Source organism: Rhodoferax sp. GW822-FHT02D07 (assembly GCF_058802405.1).
Map to the genome: position 1 here is coordinate 1 of NZ_JBXAOD010000010.1, position 18,194 is coordinate 18,194.

Sequence of the window (18,194 nt, forward strand, 5' to 3'; positions counted from 1 at the left end):
CTGTATTTCATTGGCAACACTCCTTCCGCTCATGCAGAATTTAAGGTGTTGCAGCGACCGGTTGAATCCGCCCCGCAAACCGGTCAGTTATCACCCTTGCAACGGCAACTGCAAACTGATCGTCAACCCATGCGGCAGCGTTGTCCGCGCAGTAGCCGTACCTCGATGCCGCATCGCGATTTCCGCCACGATGGACAGGCCCAATCCACAGCCGCCCGGCAGTTCACTGGCGCGCCAGAAGCGCTCAAACACGCGTTCCAGGTGTTCGGTGGACAGGCCGGGGCCGTTGTCTTCCACTTCCAGGATGCAAAAGCCGTCACGCACCTCGGTGCGCAGGGTCACGTTGACGCCCTTGCCCGCGTAGCGCAGGGCGTTGTCGATGAGGTTGCTGAGCACCTCGCGCAGCAGCAGCTTGTCGCCGGGGATGGTGAGGCTATCTTCGCCTTCGTAGCCCAGGTCCACGCCCGCCGCCACGGCGCGCGGTGTCCATTCGCGAGCCACCTCGCGCGCGAGCGCAGCCACGTCGAGTGGGCTGCGCAGGATGTCTGCCTCGGTGCGCGCGAGGGACAGCAGCTGGTGCACCAAGTGGGCACTGCGCTGTGCACCGGTGTGCACCTTCTGCAGGCGTTTCTGCAGGGCTTCGGGCTCGGTCTCCTGCATGGCCAGTTCGGTCTGGCTGATGAGGCCGGCCAGCGGCGTACGCAGCTGGTGGGCGGCGTCGTTGAGGAAGCGCTTCTCCTGCCCCAGGCTGCGGCGCAGAGTGGTGAGCAACTGGTTCACGGCGTTGGCCAGCGAGTGCACTTCTTCGGGCGCCTGCGTCATCTCGATAGGGGAGAGTGATGCGGTGGCGCGGTGGGCGAGTTGGGCCTCCAGCCGCTCCAGTGGCGCCAGGCCGCGGCGTATGCCTTCGTACACCAGCACGCTGAGCACGGCGCCCAGGATCAGCAGCGGGAACAGCACGTCGCGCACCAGCTCGCGGGCAATGCGCTGCTGCACGGCCAGGCTCTTGGCCACCTGCACGCGCATGCGCTGCTCGGTAAAGCCGTCGCCAAAGCTCAGGTCGATAGAGGCCACGCGCATGGGCTTGCCCTCGATCACGGCCTCAAACAGCACGGTCTCGTTCTCGGGAATGGGCAGATTGCTGGGCGGGCCGGGCAGCTTGTTGTTGCCCATGAGGAAGCTGCCGGGTGGAGATGACAGCATGTAGGCCACGCGGTCATTGGGGTCCTGCTCGATGATGTCTTGCGCAGCGCGCGGGAAGTCGATCAGCAGCCCCGAGCCCAGCGGCTTGACCTGCCGCGCCAGCGAGCGCACCGACTGGGTGAGCGATTGGTCGATGGTTTTTTCGGCGTAGGTTAGTGCCACGCGGAAGGCCAGCACCCCGCCCATGAGCCACAGCACCAGCTGTGGCAGCAGCAGCCAGACCAGCAACTGGCGCTTGAGCGAGAAGCGCGATGCCGCACTCACGGTGCTTCAGTTTCCAGCATGTAGCCCAGCCCGCGCACGTTGCGGATGTTGAGCCCGCTGTCAGTCAGTTTGCGGCGCAGGCGGTGCACATACACCTCCAGCGCGTTGGAGCCCACGGCGCCGCCGTCCTGCGGCTGGGTTTGCCAGACGGCCAGCACGTCCTCGCGACCGACCACCTGGCCCATGTTGTTGACCAGCAGGGAGAGCAGCGACCACTCGCGCTGCGTCAGGTCCATCGGCTCCTCGTTGAGCCAGGCCAGCGGCAGTTGCGGGTCCAGGCGCAGGCTCTTGCTGATATGGCCCTGTACCTCCAGTGAACCGCCGAAGGCCGGCAGTCGCGAGCGGCGCAGCATGGCCTGCAGGCGGGCCAGCAGCTCGGCCATGTTGAAGGGCTTGGTGAGGTAGTCGTCAGCGCCGGCGTTGAGACCCTGCACCCGGTCTTCCACGCCATCGCGGGCGGTGAGGATGAGCACGGGCAGCGCGGTGAGGCGCTGACGTATCCAGTGCAGCACGCCCACACCGTCGAGCACAGGCAGGCCCAGGTCCAGCACTACGCCGTCAAAGCGGGTGCTTTCCAGCAGGTTCTGGGCCTGCGCGCCGTCGCTGGCGCTGCTCACGCTGTGGCCCGCATGGACCAACTGCGCGCACAGGCCGTCGCGCAGCAATTCATCGTCTTCAACAATCAGTAAATGGGCCATGGTCTGAGCATACCAAGGCAGGCTGGGTCAGGCTGAGCGGAACAACCCTCAGGTCTGGGGCGTTTCGGCCAGTCCGGCGGCAATGGCTTGGGCTCGCGCCTTGTGGATGAATTGACCAATATTTGGGCCTGTGGCCCCCATGGATATTGCGCGAGAAGCTACGGATTCTGTAGCAACTGCCAATGCCAGCTCCAGCGCCTGGGCCAAGCGGGCAGCCTGCGGGTAGGGCGTGTCGGTCATGCCCAGCCGGCCTTGTGCGTCGCACTGGCAGGCCTGCAGGGCCTGGGCAAAGCGTTGCGGCTTGCGCAGGGCGTCGCAGCGCTCCAGCAGGCGCATCAGGGCTGCGGCGTTGAGCGTGCCGGAGCGGTGGATGTTGCCGTGCTCGCGCGCCACGACTTCGGCCAGCTCGGCGCAATCGGTTGGCACGCGCAGGCGCTGACACACGGTTTTGAGCAGGCGCACGCTGCGCTCCTCGTGGCCGATGTGGCGCGGCAACACGTCCGCCAGCGTCGTGCCTTTGCCCAAGTCGTGGCCCAGGCAGGCAAAGCGCACGGCCAGCGGCGCACCCAGCTGGGCCGCGCGGTCCAGCACCAGCATCACGTGCACGCCGGTGTCCACCTCGGGGTGATGCTGCGGGCTTTGGGGCACGCCCCAGAGCCGGTCCAACTCGGGCAACAGCCGCGCCAGGGCGCCGCAACTGCGCAGCACCTCGAACATGCGCGAGGGCTGGGCCTCCATCAGGCCCTTGGCTAGCTCCTGCCAGACGCGCTCTGCCACCAGGTGGTCCACCTCGCCGGCGTCCACCATGGCCTGCATCAGGGCCGTGGTTTCTGGGGCGACGGTGAAGTCGGTGAAGCGGGCGGCAAAGCGCGCCAGGCGCAGGATGCGCACCGGGTCTTCGCGGAAGGCGGGGGTGACATGGCGCAGCACGCGCCGGGCTATGTCCGCCCGGCCGCCATAGGGGTCTACCACGGAATTCAAGTCAAATTGACCTGTAGCCCCCGTGGAATCTGCGCGAGCAGCTATTGAATTGATAGTAAGGTCGCGCCGGGCCAGGTCGTCTTCCAGCGTCACGCCGGGGTCGGCATGCACGTCAAAGCCGCGGTAGCCGGGCGCCGTCTTGCGCTCGGTGCGGGCCAGGGCGTATTCCTCGTGCGTCTGCGGGTGCAGGAAGACGGGAAAGTCGCGCCCCACGGCGGTAAAGCCGGCGTCCAGCATGGCCTGTGGCGTGGTGCCCACCACCACCCAGTCCCGGTCCTGCACCGGCAGGCCCAGGAGCGCATCGCGCACGGCGCCGCCCACCAGGTAGGTCTGGCCGGGTGGGGGCAGGGTTGTGCGCGCTTCGGACATGGGGCTTAGCGTTGCAGGCGGTAGGGCTCCTCGAAATCGAGGAAATCCTTTTCGGCCAGCGCATCGTTCACCCAAGCTTGTACGCCGGGCAGTGCCAATACGCGATCCACATACGCCTGGGCGACCGCGGGCAAGGGCAGACCGTAGGTCTTGATGCGGGTGCAGACCGGGGCGAAGTAGGCGTCGGCCACACTGAAGCCGCCAAACAGCAACGGCCCACCGTACTGCGCGATCAGGCCTTCCCACATGGACACCAGGCGGGCCACATCGGCGCGCACCGCGGGTTTGTCACGCCAGATCAGTGCACCTGCAGCAGACAGGTCGGCCTCGATGTTCATGGGGCAGGCGCTGCGCAGGGCTGTGAAGCCGGCATGCATCTCGGCGCAGATGCTGCGCGCCCGGGCACGGGCTGCCTTGTCCTGGGGCCACAGCGGGGTACCGGAAAACTGCTCCGCCACGTACTCCGCAATGGCCAGCGTATCCCACACAGCCAAGCTGCCATCCACCAGCAGTGGCACCTTGCCCGTCGGGGTCAGCGGGCCCAGCGTCGCCTTGAACTGTGAGTTGCTGTCGAAGGAGTCAAAGCGGACCATGACCTCTTCGAAGTCAATGCCGGCCTGCTTGAGCAGCACCCAGGGCCGCATGGACCAGGAGGAGTAGTTCTTGTTGCCGATGTAGAGCTTGAGCATGGTGCACCTGTGAATGGAGGGAGGGACATCCTAGCGGCTCAAGGCACTGCGCATTGATGAAATACGCAGGCCTTTTTGATGCGCGCCGCCATGAACGGTGCCCCGTTGGGCTCAGGGCAGGTCCAGCCCGGCTTCGGGGGTGCTGGCGTCGCGCGGACCTACGGTGCCCAGGCGGGCCTTGAGGGATTGGGGCTGGCCGGTGATCAGCGCGGCGTAGAGCGTGGTGTTGGCCAGCACTTTTTTCACGTAGTCGCGCGTTTCCGAGAAGGGCACGTTTTCGGCCCAGATGGCGGCTTCCACGGTGGGCGCGCCGGCCTGGCCGCGCCACAGGCGCGGGCGGCCGGGGCCGGCGTTGTAAGCAGCAGCGGCCATGGCTTGCGAGCCGCCAAAGCTGTCGAGCACCAGCTTGAGGTAGCCGGTGCCGATGGCGATGTTGGTGTCGCGGTCAGTGATTTGGTGCGCCTGGAAGTCGGACAGGCCGATCTTCTTGGCTGTCCAGCGCGCCGTGGCGGGCATGACCTGCATGAGGCCGGAAGCGCCCACGCCGGACTTGGCGTCCATGATGAAGCGGCTTTCCTGGCGGATCAGGCCGTACACGTAGGCGGCCTCCAGCCCGATGCTCTGGGTGCGGGCCAGCACGGCGGATTTGAAGGGCATGGGGAAGCGCTGGTCCAGGTCCACCACGGTGCGGGTGCGTTCGCTGGTGTTGATGCAGCGGTCCCAGACCTCGTTTTTGCAGGCCAGGTCGGCCGCCGCCAGCAGGCTGCGGTCGTCCATGCCGCCCCGGGTGTGCAGGTTGGTGGTGTAGTTCCACTCACGCACGCCTTCGGAGCGCAGGCCCAACTGCACGGCATACAGGGCGCGGGCCAGGCCGGGGTTGGTGCGTGCCTGGTCTTTTTCTTCAGGCGTCAGGGGCAGGGGCTTGGCGGGCAGGGTGACCTTGCGGCCCAGGTCTTCCAGCGCCAGCATTTCGTAGAAGCCCTTGATGCCGGCGATACCCTCCAGCGCGCGTGTGGCCTCGGCGCGGGCGGCGTCGGTGCTGGCGCGGGCCAGCTGGGCGCGGGCGCGCCAATAGATCCAGGCGGGGTCGTTGCGCGTGGCCTCGGGCATGGCGGCAATGGCGTCCTGCACCACGTTCCAGCGCCCGGCGCGCAGGGCGGCGCGCGTGGCCCAGATCAGGTGGTCCTCATGCATCTGGGCCAGTTGCCCCTTGGCAAAGTAGCCCAGCGCGTCGTCGGACAGGCGCTGCGCCAGCCGTTTGCCGATCACGCCCCAGACCCAGCTGCGCTCTTCCTGCGTGAGCTGGGCTTTCCAGCGAAGCTTGTCCACCTCTTCTGCCGCCATCACCGGGTCGAGGTAGGCCATGCGGATCATGGCCAGAGACACGAATTCGCGCGTCTGCGGGCGCAGCGCGGTCATTTTTTCATTGAGGTACTTGGCCGGCGTCAGGTAGATGGTGTTGACGGTCTTGACCCAGTCCGGGTCCAGCATGGCCACGGCCTGGGTGGCAATGCGCAGCTTGTCGTTTTCCATCCCCAAGCGCGCGCGCAACCAGGCGGTATGGGCGCTAAGTTTTTTGTCCTTGATGAGCTGGCTGGCCGCGCTGGCGCAGGCCTCGTCGGCGTCTTTCAGTCCGAGCCAGTTGTCCTGCACGGCGTTGGTGACATCATTGCCTTGGGTGGTGTAGTCGGCCAGCAGGCCGTAGCAACGCACCGCGCGGTCATCGTTCATGCGGTAGGCCGGCAGATCGCGCAGGAAGCTGGTCCAGTCGCCCCGGCGGCCCAGTTGCTGCAGCCATTCGGCCCGCAAGCGGTCTTCCTGGTAGGTGCCGCTGAAGCGGGTCATGAAATCCTGGATGTCGGCGTTGCTGGCGTCGTCCAGCCGGGCCGAGAGTTCCCAGTAGGCGGCCCAGGGTTCCAGCAGGTGGCCGCGCACCTGGGGCAGCAAGGTTGCCAGGCGTTTGCGGTCGCGCAGCTTGTAGGCCTGCGCCATGTCGAGAATGGTGTCGTCGGAGCGGGCGGATTCACGCGCTGCGTCGCGCCCCTGGGTGCTGGCCGGAGCGGCAAAGGCGGACACCGCGCAGCCCGCGAGGGCGAGGGATGTCAGAATGGCTGAAAACTGCATGTGGGGATTATGGACAACTCGGACGAAAGCAAAGCCGCACACAAGAAAGCCTTGCGCAAGGCACTCCTTGAACAACGCCTGAACCTGTCGGACCGCCTACAGCGCGCAGAACTTCTGCAGCGCGTCATGCGCATCTGGCTGGTGGGGCGCCCGGACACGGTGATTGGCGCCTACTGGCCCATCAAGGGCGAGTTCGACCCGCTGCCCGCGCTGCACCGCTGGAAGGAAGATGGCGAGCTGATCGACCAGCCGCAACCGCGTCGTATCGGTCTGCCCGTGGTGAACCGCGAACACAAGACCATGACCTTCCACGCCTGGTACCCCGGCTGCCCCATGGAAGAAGACGCCTATGGCATCCCCAAGCCCAAGGACACCGAACTCATCGTGCCCACGTTGCTCTTCGTGCCCTGCGTGGGTTACGGCCCCGGTGGGTACCGCCTGGGCTACGGCGGCGGCTTTTACGACCGCATGCTGGGCAGCCTGAGCCCCAAGCCGTTCACCGTGGGGCTGGGGTTTGGGACCGGGTTTGTCGACGATCTGGAGCCTGAACCCCATGACGTCCCCTTGGACGCCATCCTCAACGACCACGGGGTCGTTTGGCCGGTGTAGTTTTTTTTGCGGAGGTCTTTTTGGTCGCTGCTTTCTTCGCAGGCGCAGGTTTTCTGGCTTGCAAGGCGGCTTCCAGTGCCAGCCTTCCCCAGGGCAGCATCAGCGCAGGCGATTCCATGGCATCGGCCGGAGCGCTGTAGTAGTTGATGCCGCGCGTCCCTGTCTTGGAGCCGTAACTGAAACGCTCGCAGCCCGCAGCCAGAAAACGTGGGGCCGTTTCTTCATTGGCCTTGAGCCATAGCGTGTCACCCCCGCCCAGGTCGGCAAGGATGGCCACGGTGAGCCCTTCCACGCTGATGCCCCAGCCGCCAAACATGCGTTTGGCCACACAGGGGCCCAAGCCCTGCAGCAGTTCACAGCAGTAGTCGGCAAACGAGGCGTCAATTCCGGCCATGGGTGTCCTTAGCGGGCGAGCAGGGCCCGCGCATCGGCTTCATACCCTGCCAGGGTGGTCTGCAGGCGCTGGCGTTGTGCGGGGCTGGTGCGGTTGTGAAAGGTGGCAGTGGCGGCGCAGGCCTGGCTGCGCACACGTTCGGTGTACTGGCTGAACGCCGGGTCGGCCGGCTGCTGGCTGCGCGCTACCAGGGCACGCACCTCGGCCTGGATGTGGATTTCGCTGGTGTTGCCGGCGCGCAGGCCGCGCAGGGTCTGCAGCGCGTCCTGCTGGCGGCGCAGCACCTCACGGTATTGCACCGCCGGATCAAACGCGGATTGGTCCATCTGGACTTGCAGTTGCTGGCGTTGCGGCTCTGTGAGGCGGCCATAGAAGCCTTCGGCGCGCTCCACCAGCTTCTTCATGCGGCGTTCGTTGCGTTCGGTCGGTGTGCCGTCCAGCCATTCTTCGCGCCACTCGCGGTTGCGCTTGTCCAGCGCGCGGGCCAGGTGGTCCAGCTGGGCATTGCTGAGTAGCGGCCCCAGCGCCACGGCCGTGGGGACCGCGCGGTCCAGCACAGTTTGCAGGCGTTCTTCCAGGTAGCTGGCGAGCTGGCAGACCTGGGCCGGGGTCACGTCCTGCAGCGCGGCGGCTTGCAGGTCCTTGAGCATGGTGGCCAGTCCGGGCAGCTCTTCTTTGCGGTGCCAGTCCTGCAGGGTGTGCAGGTCATTGCGCAGGCGGGTGGACTGCGAGCCGTCGAAGTCGAAATAGCCGTCCAGCCACCAGTAGGCCAGGTCGGGCGCATTGTTATAGCCCAGGCGCACGGCGCTGCAACCGCCCAGGCCCAGAAGCACGAGCAGCAGGCCGATAATGGCGCACCAGGGGCCCAGGCGGTTTCGCCCGTGTTGCGGCCCTCTTGGATCAGTAGCAATTTGCGCGAGGGCAAGCACGTGACGTCGAGTTTTCAGGTTCAGGGGCACGCAGGGACGTACCCGGTGGTGGATGTGGTCATTATGGCGGCGGGCAAAGGCACGCGCATGAAGAGCAAGACGCCCAAGGTCTTGCACGCGCTGGCCGGGCGCCCCTTGCTGGGCCATGTACTGGACACCGCAGCCGCCCTGCGCGCGCGCCAGGTGGTGGTGATCACCGGTCATGGTGCTACAGAAGTAGAAGCAGCTTGCGCAGCATTTACGGGGGCTGCAGCTGATTTTTCATTGGAGTTCGTGCGCCAGGAGCCGCAGCTGGGAACCGGCCACGCGGTACAGCAGGCGGTGCCAGCGCTGGCCGACGACGGCATCGTGGTGGTGCTGTCGGGTGACGTGCCGCTGACCCAGGCCGACACGCTGTTTCATCTGATCAGCGCCTCTGGTGGCGACAAACTGGCCTTGCTGACGCTGGAGCAGGCCAACCCGGCCGGCTATGGCCGCATCGTGCGCGCCACAGATGGCGCCGTGCAAGCTATCGTGGAGCACAAGGATGCCACCGAGGCGCAGCGCCAGATTACCGAGATCTACAGCGGCATCATGGCGGTGCCGGCCGCCCAGCTCAAACGCTGGCTGGCGCGCCTGGACAACCAGAACGCCCAGAAAGAGTACTACCTGACCGACGTGGTGAAGTTCGCCGTGGCCGATGGCGTGGGCGTGGTGGCCCACAAGATTGACGATGCGGTGCAAGTGGCTGGCGTCAACAGCCCGGTGCAACTGGCCGAGCTGGAGCGCGCCTATCAGCGGCGCGAGGCGCACCGCCTCATGGAAGAAGGCGTGCGTCTGGCCGACCCGGCGCGCATCGATGTGCGCGGTGACCTGCTGTGCGCGCACGATGTATCTATCGACGTGAACTGCGTGTTCGAAGGCCAGGTGAGTCTGGGCGAGAGCGTGCGCATCGGGGCGAACTGTGTGATTGCGAATGCCGTGATCGAGGCGGGCGCCGTGATCCATCCGTTTACCCATATTGATGGCGAGAAGCTGGGCGTTACCGTGGGCGCAGGTGCCTTGATCGGCCCGTTTGCACGCCTGCGGCCCGGCGCGCGTCTGGGAGCCGAGGTGCATATCGGCAACTTTGTGGAAGTCAAGAATTCCACGCTGGCGGCCGGTGCCAAGGCCAACCATCTGGCCTACTTGGGCGACGCCACGGTGGGCGAGCGTGTCAACTACGGCGCGGGCAGCATCACCGCCAACTACGACGGCGCCAACAAACACCGCACCGTCATCGAGGCCGATGTGCATGTGGGCAGCAACTGCGTGCTGGTGGCGCCCGTCACCATTGGCGCGGGGGGCACTGTGGGCGGCGGCTCCACCATCACCAAGAGCACCGAGCCCGGCGCCCTGAGCGTGGCGCGCGGCAAGCAGGTCAGCATTGCCAACTGGTCGCGCCCGGCCAAAAAGCCCAAGGTCTGAGGCACGGTGGAGCGCATGGCATGACGGAGGCACAACGCATAGCCCAGCTGGAAGCCGAACTGGCCCAGGTGCGGCAGGAGATGCAGGCGTTCATGTCATCGGTATCGCACGACCTGCGTGCACCGCTACGGCACATCGTGTCCTTTGCGCGCTTGTTGGAAGAAGAGCTTGGGCCCAAGCTGGAGGATGAGCACCAGGGTTTCCTGGGCACCATGGTGGATTCGGCCCAGCACATGGGTGCCATGCTGGACGCCTTGCGCGAGCTGGCGCGGCTGGGTACGGTGCCCGTGGTACTGGCGCCGGTGGCGTTGGACGCGCTGGTGGCAGAAGTGAGCGAGGAATTGGCCTTGCGCCATGCACCGCGCGCGCTGACCTGCGACGTGGCCTTCGTTCCGCGCACATTGCAAACCGATGCTGGCCTGCTGCGTTCGGCGCTGCACGCGGTGCTCGACAACGCCTGGAAGTTCACCGCCCAGTTGCCGCCAGGAGCGGCGACCGTGGCGCTGACGCTGGATGAGACGGCCGAGGGGGTCTGGCTGACGGTGCGCGACAACGGGGCCGGCTTCCGCGCCGCGCAGCCGGAGGTGGCGCTGCGCATGTTCGGCCGCCTGCACGGGGCCAAGCCCTTTGCAGGCTTGGGGGCGGGGCTGGCTTGGGCTGCCCAGGCGTTGCAGCGCCTGGGGGGAAATATCCGGCTGGAGTCCTCGGCATCCGGTGGTTGCTCGGTGATTTTGTGGATTCCCCATGAAAAAAGCCCGGGCATGCCGGGCTCTGCGTAGCGTGTGGGAACTGCCGCAGGGCAGTTGCCAGGACTTACCACTTCTTGATCTTGTCGTATTCGGCGAAAGCGTCGGCAGCGGAAGCCTTGGCCTTGGTGTCGGCAGCCTTGTCAGCGGCCTTGGCAGCCACGGCCACTTGTTCTGTGGTGGGGGCGGCTTGGTCGGCGGCCATGGCTTGGCCAGCCAGTACGGAAGTCAGAGCAAAAGCGATAGCGGCAAAAGATGTCTTGGTCATGATGAAGTTCCTTTCAATGTTTAGAAAATCCGCTCTGGCGGGCATCACACCGTCTGAACAGCATCGATGGGGCGTTTAATTCATTCGTCTCGTCGATGGGATGAACTGTAAAATTTCTAATTCAGAAGATAAACAGCATGCGTAGCACATGCATGTTTCTGTTTTGGCAATAATGCCGGCTTGATATCGCTCAGAGGTGCCCTATGGACCGACTGCTTTCAATGCGTGTTTTCCAGCGTGTGATCGACGAGGGCGGCTTTGCGGCGGCCGCGCGCGCCATGGATATGTCACCCGCAGTGGTGACCCGCCTCGTGGCGGATCTGGAAGAACACTTGGGTACCCGCCTCTTGCACCGCTCCACGCGCCGCATCTCGCTGAGTGAGGCGGGGGAGTCTTACTTGGGCCGGGTGCGTGCCATCCTGCAGGACATTGACGAAGCCGACATCCTGGCCAACCAGCACACGCAGGAGCTGTCGGGCGAGCTGCATGTATTGGCCACACCGGTGCTGGCCACCTATGTGCTGGCACCGCTGGTGGCGGGTTTTCGTGCGCAGTACCCCAAGATCGTGTTGCACGTGAACGTGGAGTCGTTCATGGAGCCTCCGATCGATGGCCACGATGTGACGCTGTTCACCGCAGACGAGGCCTACGACGGCGACGTGGTTGCCCGCAAAATTCTTGCAACCGAAGCGGTGTTTGTTGCATCCCCGGCGTATTTGCAGCGCAAAGGCATACCGCAGCGCCCGGAAGACTTGGCGGCACATGATTGCCTGGGTATCAAGGGCGGCACCATGGGAAGCCGTGTGTGGCGGTTCAAGAATTCCGAGGACTTGAACGACGTGGTGGACGTGCCCGTGACGCCTGTGCTGTGGTCCAACCACATCGAAACCCTGATACGTGCCACCCTGGACGGCGCCGGCATCGCCCCGGCCACCGTCGAGCTGGTAGCCCCTTTCCTGGCCAGTGGCGAGTTGGTGCGGGTGATTCCGCCGTGGGTCAAGGGCCAGCTGTTTCTTTATGCGGCGCTGCCCAGTCGCCAGTTTTTGCCGCGGCGCACGCGGGTGTTTCTGGATTACTTGGCCGAGCAAACGCGCATCCAGCTGGCCAATGCCATGGATGCCTGTGGCATGGCTTGCAGCACGTCGGCGATGCTATACCAGCGCCAGTTCAGCCCCGAACTTGCTGCGGCGAATGCTGAAGAAGGCCTTGACGTTGCGCACATTGGCGTCAGCGGTAAAAAGACGCTGCGTTAGCGCTTGGTAGGCTGGCATGTCCCGCGCATGCACGACGAGGCAGAAGTCCGGTCCGGGCGAGACGCGGTAGCACTGCTGCACGGCCGCTTCATGGGCCACCTTGTCCTCAAACCGCTCCAGCGCCTCTGCGTCCTGCCGGTCTAAAGTGATTTCCACGATCGCGGTGAGCCCGTGGCCTACGGTGGTGGCCAGGCGCTCGGGGTTGAGCAGGGTGATTTGCCGTTCGATGAGCCCGGCTTCGCGCAGTCGCTTGACGCGGCGCAGGCAAGTGGGTGGCGTCGTGTGGGCCAGTTCGGCCAAGGCCTGGTTGCTTAGGCTGGCATCGCGTTGCAGCGCATCCAGCAATTGCAGGTCTACTGCATCAAGTGATATTTCTTCCACGATATGTTGATTAATGGAATAAAAATCCATCATCGCAGTTTTGTGAAATAAATATCCATTTATTTGTAAAAAATGATCTGATATTTTTTCGTGCCCTGCCTACCATGCAGCCCATTGATTCCTTTTGGAGGCTCGCTATGTGTGGCATCGTAGGCGCGGTATCGACCCGCAACATCGTTCCGGTTCTGGTTCAGGGCTTGGAGCGCCTGGAGTACCGTGGTTATGACTCTTGCGGCGTGGCGGTCTATGCGCAGGACGGCCAGCCCGGCCTGCGCCGCGCGCGCAGCACCTCCCGTGTGGCCGAGCTCATCGAGCAGGTGGCCAGCGGGGGCGTGCAAGGCCATCTGGGCATTGCCCACACCCGCTGGGCTACCCATGGCGCACCGGTGGTGCACAACGCCCATCCCCATTTCAGCCATGGCCCCGGTGCTGATGCGGCCAACCGCGCGGGCCGCATTGCGCTGGTGCACAACGGCATCATCGAAAACCACGACGAGCTGCGGGCCACGCTCAAGGCGCGCGGCTATGTGTTCGACAGCCAGACCGATACCGAGGTCATCGCCCACCTCATCGATAGCCTCTATGACGGCGATCTGTTCGAGGCGGTGAAGGCCGCCGTGCTGCAACTGCATGGCGCCTATGCAATCGCCGTGTTCTGCAAGGACGAGCCGCAACGCCTGGTGGGCGCGCGTGCGGGCTCGCCGCTGATTCTGGGTGTGGGCAAGGATGGGCAGGAACACTTCCTGGCCAGCGACGCCATGGCCTTGGCTGGCGTGACCGACCAGATTGTCTACCTCGAAGAAGGCGATGTGGTGGACCTGCAATTGGGCAAGTACTGGCTGGTGGACAAAGCGCACAAGGCGCTCCCGCCAGCACAGCGGCCGGTCAAGACCGTGCTGGCGCACAGCGGCGCAGCCGAGTTGGGCCCTTACCGCCACTACATGCAAAAGGAAATCTTCGAGCAACCGCGTGCCATTGCCGACACACTGGAAGGTGTGGAGGGCATCGTCCCCGAGCTGTTCGACGCGCAGATGAACCATGCGCCCGGTAGCAATGCGGCGCGCGTGTTTGCACAGATCGACTCGGTGCTCATCCTGGCCTGCGGCACCAGCTACTACAGCGGTTGCGCGGCCAAGTACTGGATCGAAAGCATCGCCAAGGTGCCATGCCAAGTCGAAGTGGCCAGCGAATACCGCTACCGCGAGTCCGTGCCCAATCCCAACACGCTGGTCGTCACCATCACACAAAGCGGCGAGACGGCCGACACCCTGGCGGCCCTGCGACACGCCAAGAGCCTGGGCATGCACCACACGCTGACCATCTGCAACGTGGCCACCAGCGCCATGGTGCGCGAATGCAGCCTGGCCTATGTGACGCGCGCTGGCGTGGAGATCGGAGTGGCCTCTACCAAGGCCTTTACCACCCAACTGGCTGGCCTGTTTCTGCTGACCTTGTGTCTGGCGCAGGCCAAGGGTCGTTTGAGCGACGCAGAGGAAGCTCGCCACCTGAAAGCCATGCGCCACCTTCCGGCCGCGCTGCAGGCCGTGCTGGCGCTTGAGCCACAAATCATGGCCTGGGCGGATGACTTTGCGAAGAAGGAAAACGCGCTTTTCCTGGGCCGTGGCCTGCACTTCCCCATTGCCATGGAAGGGGCCCTCAAGCTCAAGGAGATCACCTACATCCACGCAGAGGCCTATGCGGCGGGCGAACTCAAGCATGGCCCGTTGGCTCTGGTGACCAGCGAGATGCCGGTGGTGACCGTGGCGCCGAATGACGCGCTACTGGAGAAGCTCAAGAGCAATCTGCATGAGGTGCGCGCCCGCGGCGGTGTGCTGTATGTGTTGGCCGATGCCGATACGCGCATCGAAAGCGGCGAAGGCCTGCATGTGATCCGAATGCCCGAGCACTACGGTGAGCTCTCGCCCCTGTTGCATGTGGTGCCGCTGCAGCTGCTGTCGTACCACACGGCCTGCGCGCGTGGGACGGATGTGGACAAGCCGCGCAATCTCGCAAAAAGCGTGACAGTCGAGTGAGGGCAGGGTGAGGCGGGTAGAATCTCAAATGCGAATTATTTTTATTTGAGTTGCGCTGATTGGCGTTGTTACATCTCCCCCTTTATCCAGGCTTTCCATGAAAATCTCCCGCTCCGCGTTCCTGTTGCGTTCCATTTCCTTGGCCGCCGGTCTTGTACTGGCTTCCATGGGGGCATCGGCCCAGTCGGCCTACGAAGGCATCCTGGTCTACAACGCCCAGCACGCCAGCCTGACCCAGGCATGGGCCGATGCTTTCACCAAGGAAACCGGCATCAAGGTCACCTTGCGTCAGGGCAGTGACACCGAGCTGGGTAACCAGTTGGTGCAGGAGGGCGGTGCATCGCCTGCCGATGTGTTCCTGACTGAAAACTCTCCCGCCATGGCACTGGTGGATGGCGCTGGTCTGTTCGCTCCGCTGGACCCGGCCACACTGGCCCAAGTGCAGCCCAGCTACCGCACGGTCCATGGCCGCTGGGTGGGTATCGCTGCGCGTAGCACCGTATTCGTTTACAAGAAGACCAAGTTCACGCCAGCGCAACTGCCCAAGTCCATGCTGGACCTGGCCAACCCCGAGTGGAAAGGCCGCTGGGGCGCTGCGCCTGCTGGCGCGGACTTCCAGGCCATCGTGAGCGCCTTGCTGGAGCTCAAGGGCGAAGCCGCCACCCTGGCCTGGCTCAAGGGCATGAAGGAAAACGTGGTGCCGTTCAAGGGCAACAGCATTGCCATGAAGGCGGTGAATGCCGGTCAGGTGGATGCCGCGCTGATCTACCACTACTACCATTACAGCGACATGGCCAAGACTGGCGAGAACAGCGAGAAGACCGGTCTGCACTATTTCCGCAATGAAGATCCCGGTGCCTTTGTGAGCATCTCCGGCGGTGGTGTGCTGGCTTCCAGCAAGCACAAGACCGAAGCCCAAGCCTTCCTCAAGTGGATCACCGGCAAGGGTGGCCAGGAAATCCTGCGCACTGGCAACTCGTTTGAGTACGCCGTGGGCGTGGGCGCAGCCTCCCAGCGCAACCTGGTGCCGCTGGCCGATCTGCAAGCCCCCAAGGTAGAGCCTTCGCGCCTGAACAGCAAGAAGGTGTCTGACCTCATGACCCAGGCGGGCCTGCTCTGAGTCTGTCTTGACTACGCTAGTCAATCATCTGCCCATGCCCGCGGTTCGCAGCGCACAGCCGCGCCGCTGGTCTTGGGTGGCCCTGGCCGCCTTGCTGGTATCGCTGGCGGCCTTGTTGCCTTTGGGGTTTGTGGTGTGGGTGGGGCTGCAAACGGGTTGGGACACGGTCTACGCGCTGGTGTTCCGTCCGCGTGTGGGCGAGCTGCTCGTCAATACGGCCATGCTGGTGGCGTTCACCGTGCCTTTGTGTATCGCGCTGGCGCTGGTGTTGGCCTGGTTGACGGAGCGCAGTGATTTGCCCGGCGCGCGCTGGTGGTCTTGGCTGGCCACAGTGCCCCTGGCCGTACCGGCTTTTGTGCAGAGCTATGCTTGGATCAGCCTTTTCCCTGGCCTGCATGGGCTGGGCGCAGGGGTTCTGGTCTCGGTGGTCGCCTATTTCCCTTTCCTCTATCTGCCCATGGCAGCGTCCCTGCGCCGGCTCGATCCGGCCATGGAGGACGCTGCGGCCTCGCTGGGCTGCAGTCCCTGGCAGGTCTTCTTCCGCGTGGTGCTGCCGCAATTGCGCCTGCCGATTTGGGGCGGCGCCTTGTTGGTGGGTTTGCATCTGCTGGCCGAGTACGGCCTGTTCGTGACCATCCGCTTCGATACCTTCACCACCGCCATCGTGGACCAGTTCCAGTCGACATTCAATGGGCCTGCAGCCAACATGCTGGCTGGTGTGCTGGTGCTGTGCTGTCTGGGTTTGCTGGGGCTGGAGTCGGCTACGCGTGGCAACGAACGCTATGCGCGCGTGGGTTCGGGCTCGGCACGCCAGGTTGCGCGTGCGCGTCTCGGCGGCTGGACTTGGCTGTGTCTGGCCCTGCCGACCTTCACGGCCCTGTTGTCGCTCGGTGTGCCCCTGGTGACGCTGAGCCGCTGGCTGTGGGCCGGTGGCATCGAAGTCTGGAAGCTTGCGGAATGGGGCCCCACCCTGTTGCAGACCCTGGGCCTGGCCTTGGTAGGGGCTGTGCTGACCACGCTGTTCGCGGTTCCCATGGCCTGGTTGTCCATTCGTGCGCCGGGACGCATGCAGCGCATTGTCGAAGGCTGCAATTACCTGGCCGGCTCGTTGCCGGGCATTGTTGTCGCGCTGGCCCTCGTGACCATTACAGTCCGGGTGGCGCTGCCCTTGTACCAGACGGTGTTCACCGTGCTGCTGGCCTATATCCTGTTGTTCTTGCCGCGCGCACTCATCAGCCTGCGTGCGGGCATTGCGCAGGCGCCGGTGGAGCTGGAGCAGGCCGCGCGCAGTCTGGGCCGCTCTCCTGCGCGTGCGCTATGGCAAATCACCATGCGTCTGGCGGCGCCGGGCGCGGCCTCTGGCGTGGCCATGGTGTTCCTTGCCATCACCAATGAACTCACCGCCACCTTGCTGCTGTCACCCAATGGCACGCAGACGCTGGCCACCGCCTTTTGGTCCCACACCAGCGAGATCGACTACGCGGGTGCCGCGCCTTATGCCCTGACCATGGTGTTGCTCTCGCTGCCCCTGACATGGCTTCTCTACATTCAATCCAGACGGTTAGCCGGACGATGACGCTTCTAGACCTGCACGCAGTGCGCAAGAACTATGGTGCCGTGGCCGCGCTCGCGGGTGTTGATCTGCAGGTGCCCGCCGGCAGCCGCACCGCCATCGTGGGGCCGTCCGGTTCTGGGAAGACGACCCTGCTGCGCATCATTGCGGGCTTTGAGGCCCCGGACGCTGGCCGCGTGGTGCTGGGTGGACAGGTACTGGCCGAGGGGCCGCAGATTGTGCCGGCCCATCAGCGCGGCATTGGCTATGTGCCGCAGGACGGCGCACTGTTCCCGCACCTGAGCATTGCCGATAACGTGGGCTTTGGTTTGCCGAAGGATCTGCCCCAGCGCAGCCAGCGCATTGCCGAGCTGATGGACATGGTGTCGCTGGATGCGGCCATGTTGCAGCGCCGCCCGCACGAGCTTTCGGGCGGGCAGCAACAGCGTGTGGCGCTGGCGCGTGCGCTCGCATTGCAGCCGCGCCTCATGCTGCTCGACGAACCCTTTTCCGCGCTCGACACCGGCCTGCGCGCCGCGACGCGCAAGGCCGTGGCCCAACTGCTGCAGACCGCAGGCATCACCACCATTCTGGTGACCCATGACCAGGCGGAAGCACTGTCGTTTGCTGACCAGGTGGCAGTGATGCGTGATGGCCGTCTGGCCCAGGTGGGGCGCCCCATGGATCTGTACCTGCGCCCGGTGGATGCGGCCACTGCCAACTTCCTGGGTGAAGCCGTGGTGCTGCCGGCTCAGCTGGCGGGCGGTTGGGCGGATTGCGCCCTGGGGCGCATTGCCGTCAATGACGGCCAGCGCCAGGGCCCTGCGCACATCATGTTGCGGCCCGAGCAATTGCAACTGGCTGAGGTACAGGCACCAGCTGCCAATCACTGCCTGGGCGAAGTGCTGGAGGCCGACTTCTGTGGTCCCGTGAGCGAGCTCACCGTGCGCTTGCTGAACGCCCGGGAGGTGCCGCCCCTGCTGGTGCGCGGGCCAGGCCTGCACGCCCCTGGCGTGGGTGCCACGGTGTCCATTGGCGTGACGGGCCAGGCCCACGTTTTTGCGGCCTGAGTGCGGCGGCTTTCGGGGTCGCGGAGAGTAACACTGTGCAACAAGGTCGTCGAGGCGGCCTTGCG

Annotated in this window: 17 protein-coding genes; 8 read left to right on the forward strand and 9 right to left on the reverse strand. The window is 64.9% G+C overall.

The window, feature by feature from the left end; all coding sequences use genetic code 11:
* Positions 1-90: 90 nt before the first annotated feature.
* The 5 genes from AC1RNN_RS18565 to AC1RNN_RS18585 form a co-directional block, all read right to left on the reverse strand.
* Complete coding sequence (locus AC1RNN_RS18565) at positions 91-1,467, reverse strand: sensor histidine kinase (protein WP_493091079.1); 1,377 nt, start codon at positions 1,465-1,467, stop codon at positions 91-93.
* Positions 1,464-2,165 (reverse strand): response regulator transcription factor, encoded by a 702-nt coding sequence (locus AC1RNN_RS18570; RefSeq protein ID WP_493091081.1) that lies wholly within the window; start codon positions 2,163-2,165, stop codon positions 1,464-1,466. The genes AC1RNN_RS18565 and AC1RNN_RS18570 overlap by 4 nt, the downstream gene beginning before the upstream one ends.
* A 48-nt stretch (positions 2,166-2,213) precedes the next feature.
* Positions 2,214-3,515 (reverse strand): multifunctional CCA addition/repair protein, encoded by a 1,302-nt coding sequence (locus AC1RNN_RS18575; protein ID WP_493091083.1) that lies wholly within the window; start codon positions 3,513-3,515, stop codon positions 2,214-2,216.
* Between the two features lie 5 nt (positions 3,516-3,520).
* On the reverse strand, positions 3,521-4,204 hold the full coding sequence (locus tag AC1RNN_RS18580) for a glutathione S-transferase family protein (RefSeq protein WP_493091085.1): 684 nt from the start codon (positions 4,202-4,204) through the stop codon (positions 3,521-3,523).
* Between the two features lie 111 nt (positions 4,205-4,315).
* Positions 4,316-6,328: a lytic transglycosylase domain-containing protein gene (locus AC1RNN_RS18585; protein WP_493091087.1), complete on the reverse strand. Its 2,013-nt coding sequence runs from the start codon at positions 6,326-6,328 to the stop codon at positions 4,316-4,318.
* A 9-nt stretch (positions 6,329-6,337) separates the two neighbouring features.
* Here AC1RNN_RS18585 and AC1RNN_RS18590 point away from each other — a divergent pair, with 9 nt between their 5' ends.
* Positions 6,338-6,937 (forward strand): 5-formyltetrahydrofolate cyclo-ligase, encoded by a 600-nt coding sequence (locus tag AC1RNN_RS18590; RefSeq protein ID WP_294769032.1) that lies wholly within the window; start codon positions 6,338-6,340, stop codon positions 6,935-6,937.
* Here the strand turns inward: AC1RNN_RS18590 and AC1RNN_RS18595 are convergent.
* Together AC1RNN_RS18595 and AC1RNN_RS18600 are read right to left on the reverse strand one after the other, a co-directional pair.
* Complete coding sequence (locus tag AC1RNN_RS18595; protein WP_493091089.1) at positions 6,906-7,331, reverse strand: TfoX/Sxy family protein; 426 nt, start codon at positions 7,329-7,331, stop codon at positions 6,906-6,908. The two genes, AC1RNN_RS18590 and AC1RNN_RS18595, sit on opposite strands and share 32 nt — an antisense overlap.
* Before the next feature lie 8 nt (positions 7,332-7,339).
* On the reverse strand, positions 7,340-8,164 hold the full coding sequence (locus AC1RNN_RS18600; RefSeq protein WP_493091091.1) for a DUF6279 family lipoprotein: 825 nt from the start codon (positions 8,162-8,164) through the stop codon (positions 7,340-7,342).
* Between the two features lie 159 nt (positions 8,165-8,323).
* On the opposite strand from AC1RNN_RS18600, the gene glmU reads away from it, so the two are divergent.
* Both glmU and AC1RNN_RS18610 read left to right on the forward strand, forming a co-directional pair.
* A complete protein-coding gene (glmU, locus tag AC1RNN_RS18605) occupies positions 8,324-9,706 on the forward strand; it encodes a bifunctional UDP-N-acetylglucosamine diphosphorylase/glucosamine-1-phosphate N-acetyltransferase GlmU (protein WP_493091284.1) in 1,383 nt (460 codons plus the stop codon).
* A gap of 20 nt (positions 9,707-9,726) precedes the next feature.
* Entirely contained in the window at positions 9,727-10,485 is a 759-nt protein-coding gene (locus AC1RNN_RS18610; RefSeq protein ID WP_493091092.1) for a sensor histidine kinase, read from the forward strand.
* Positions 10,486-10,519: 34 nt separating this feature from the next.
* On the opposite strand, the gene AC1RNN_RS18615 is transcribed toward AC1RNN_RS18610, so the two are convergent.
* Positions 10,520-10,720 (reverse strand): hypothetical protein, encoded by a 201-nt coding sequence (locus AC1RNN_RS18615; RefSeq protein WP_493091094.1) that lies wholly within the window; start codon positions 10,718-10,720, stop codon positions 10,520-10,522.
* Positions 10,721-10,923: 203 nt separating this feature from the next.
* On the opposite strand from AC1RNN_RS18615, the gene AC1RNN_RS18620 reads away from it, so the two are divergent.
* A complete protein-coding gene (locus AC1RNN_RS18620; RefSeq protein WP_493091096.1) occupies positions 10,924-11,973 on the forward strand; it encodes a LysR family transcriptional regulator in 1,050 nt (349 codons plus the stop codon).
* Here the strand turns inward: AC1RNN_RS18620 and AC1RNN_RS18625 are convergent.
* A complete protein-coding gene (locus AC1RNN_RS18625) occupies positions 11,872-12,354 on the reverse strand; it encodes an Lrp/AsnC family transcriptional regulator (RefSeq protein WP_493091286.1) in 483 nt (160 codons plus the stop codon). The two genes, AC1RNN_RS18620 and AC1RNN_RS18625, sit on opposite strands and share 102 nt — an antisense overlap.
* Positions 12,355-12,491: 137 nt before the next feature.
* On the opposite strand from AC1RNN_RS18625, the gene glmS reads away from it, so the two are divergent.
* From glmS to AC1RNN_RS18645, 4 genes are all read left to right on the forward strand, one after another.
* The gene (glmS, locus tag AC1RNN_RS18630) at positions 12,492-14,387 is read left to right on the forward strand and encodes a glutamine--fructose-6-phosphate transaminase (isomerizing) (RefSeq protein ID WP_493091098.1); all 1,896 of its coding nucleotides are present in this window, start codon (positions 12,492-12,494) and stop codon (positions 14,385-14,387) included.
* 97 nt (positions 14,388-14,484) lie between these two features.
* Positions 14,485-15,507: an iron ABC transporter substrate-binding protein gene (locus AC1RNN_RS18635; protein ID WP_493091100.1), complete on the forward strand. Its 1,023-nt coding sequence runs from the start codon at positions 14,485-14,487 to the stop codon at positions 15,505-15,507.
* 34 nt (positions 15,508-15,541) lie between these two features.
* Complete coding sequence (locus AC1RNN_RS18640; protein ID WP_493091102.1) at positions 15,542-17,083, forward strand: ABC transporter permease; 1,542 nt, start codon at positions 15,542-15,544, stop codon at positions 17,081-17,083.
* Positions 17,080-18,129 carry an ABC transporter ATP-binding protein gene (locus AC1RNN_RS18645; RefSeq protein ID WP_493091104.1) on the forward strand — a complete coding sequence of 350 codons (1,050 nt, stop codon included), beginning with the start codon at positions 17,080-17,082 and terminating at the stop codon, positions 18,127-18,129. The genes AC1RNN_RS18640 and AC1RNN_RS18645 overlap by 4 nt, the downstream gene beginning before the upstream one ends.
* The last annotated feature ends 65 nt before the right edge of the window (positions 18,130-18,194 follow it).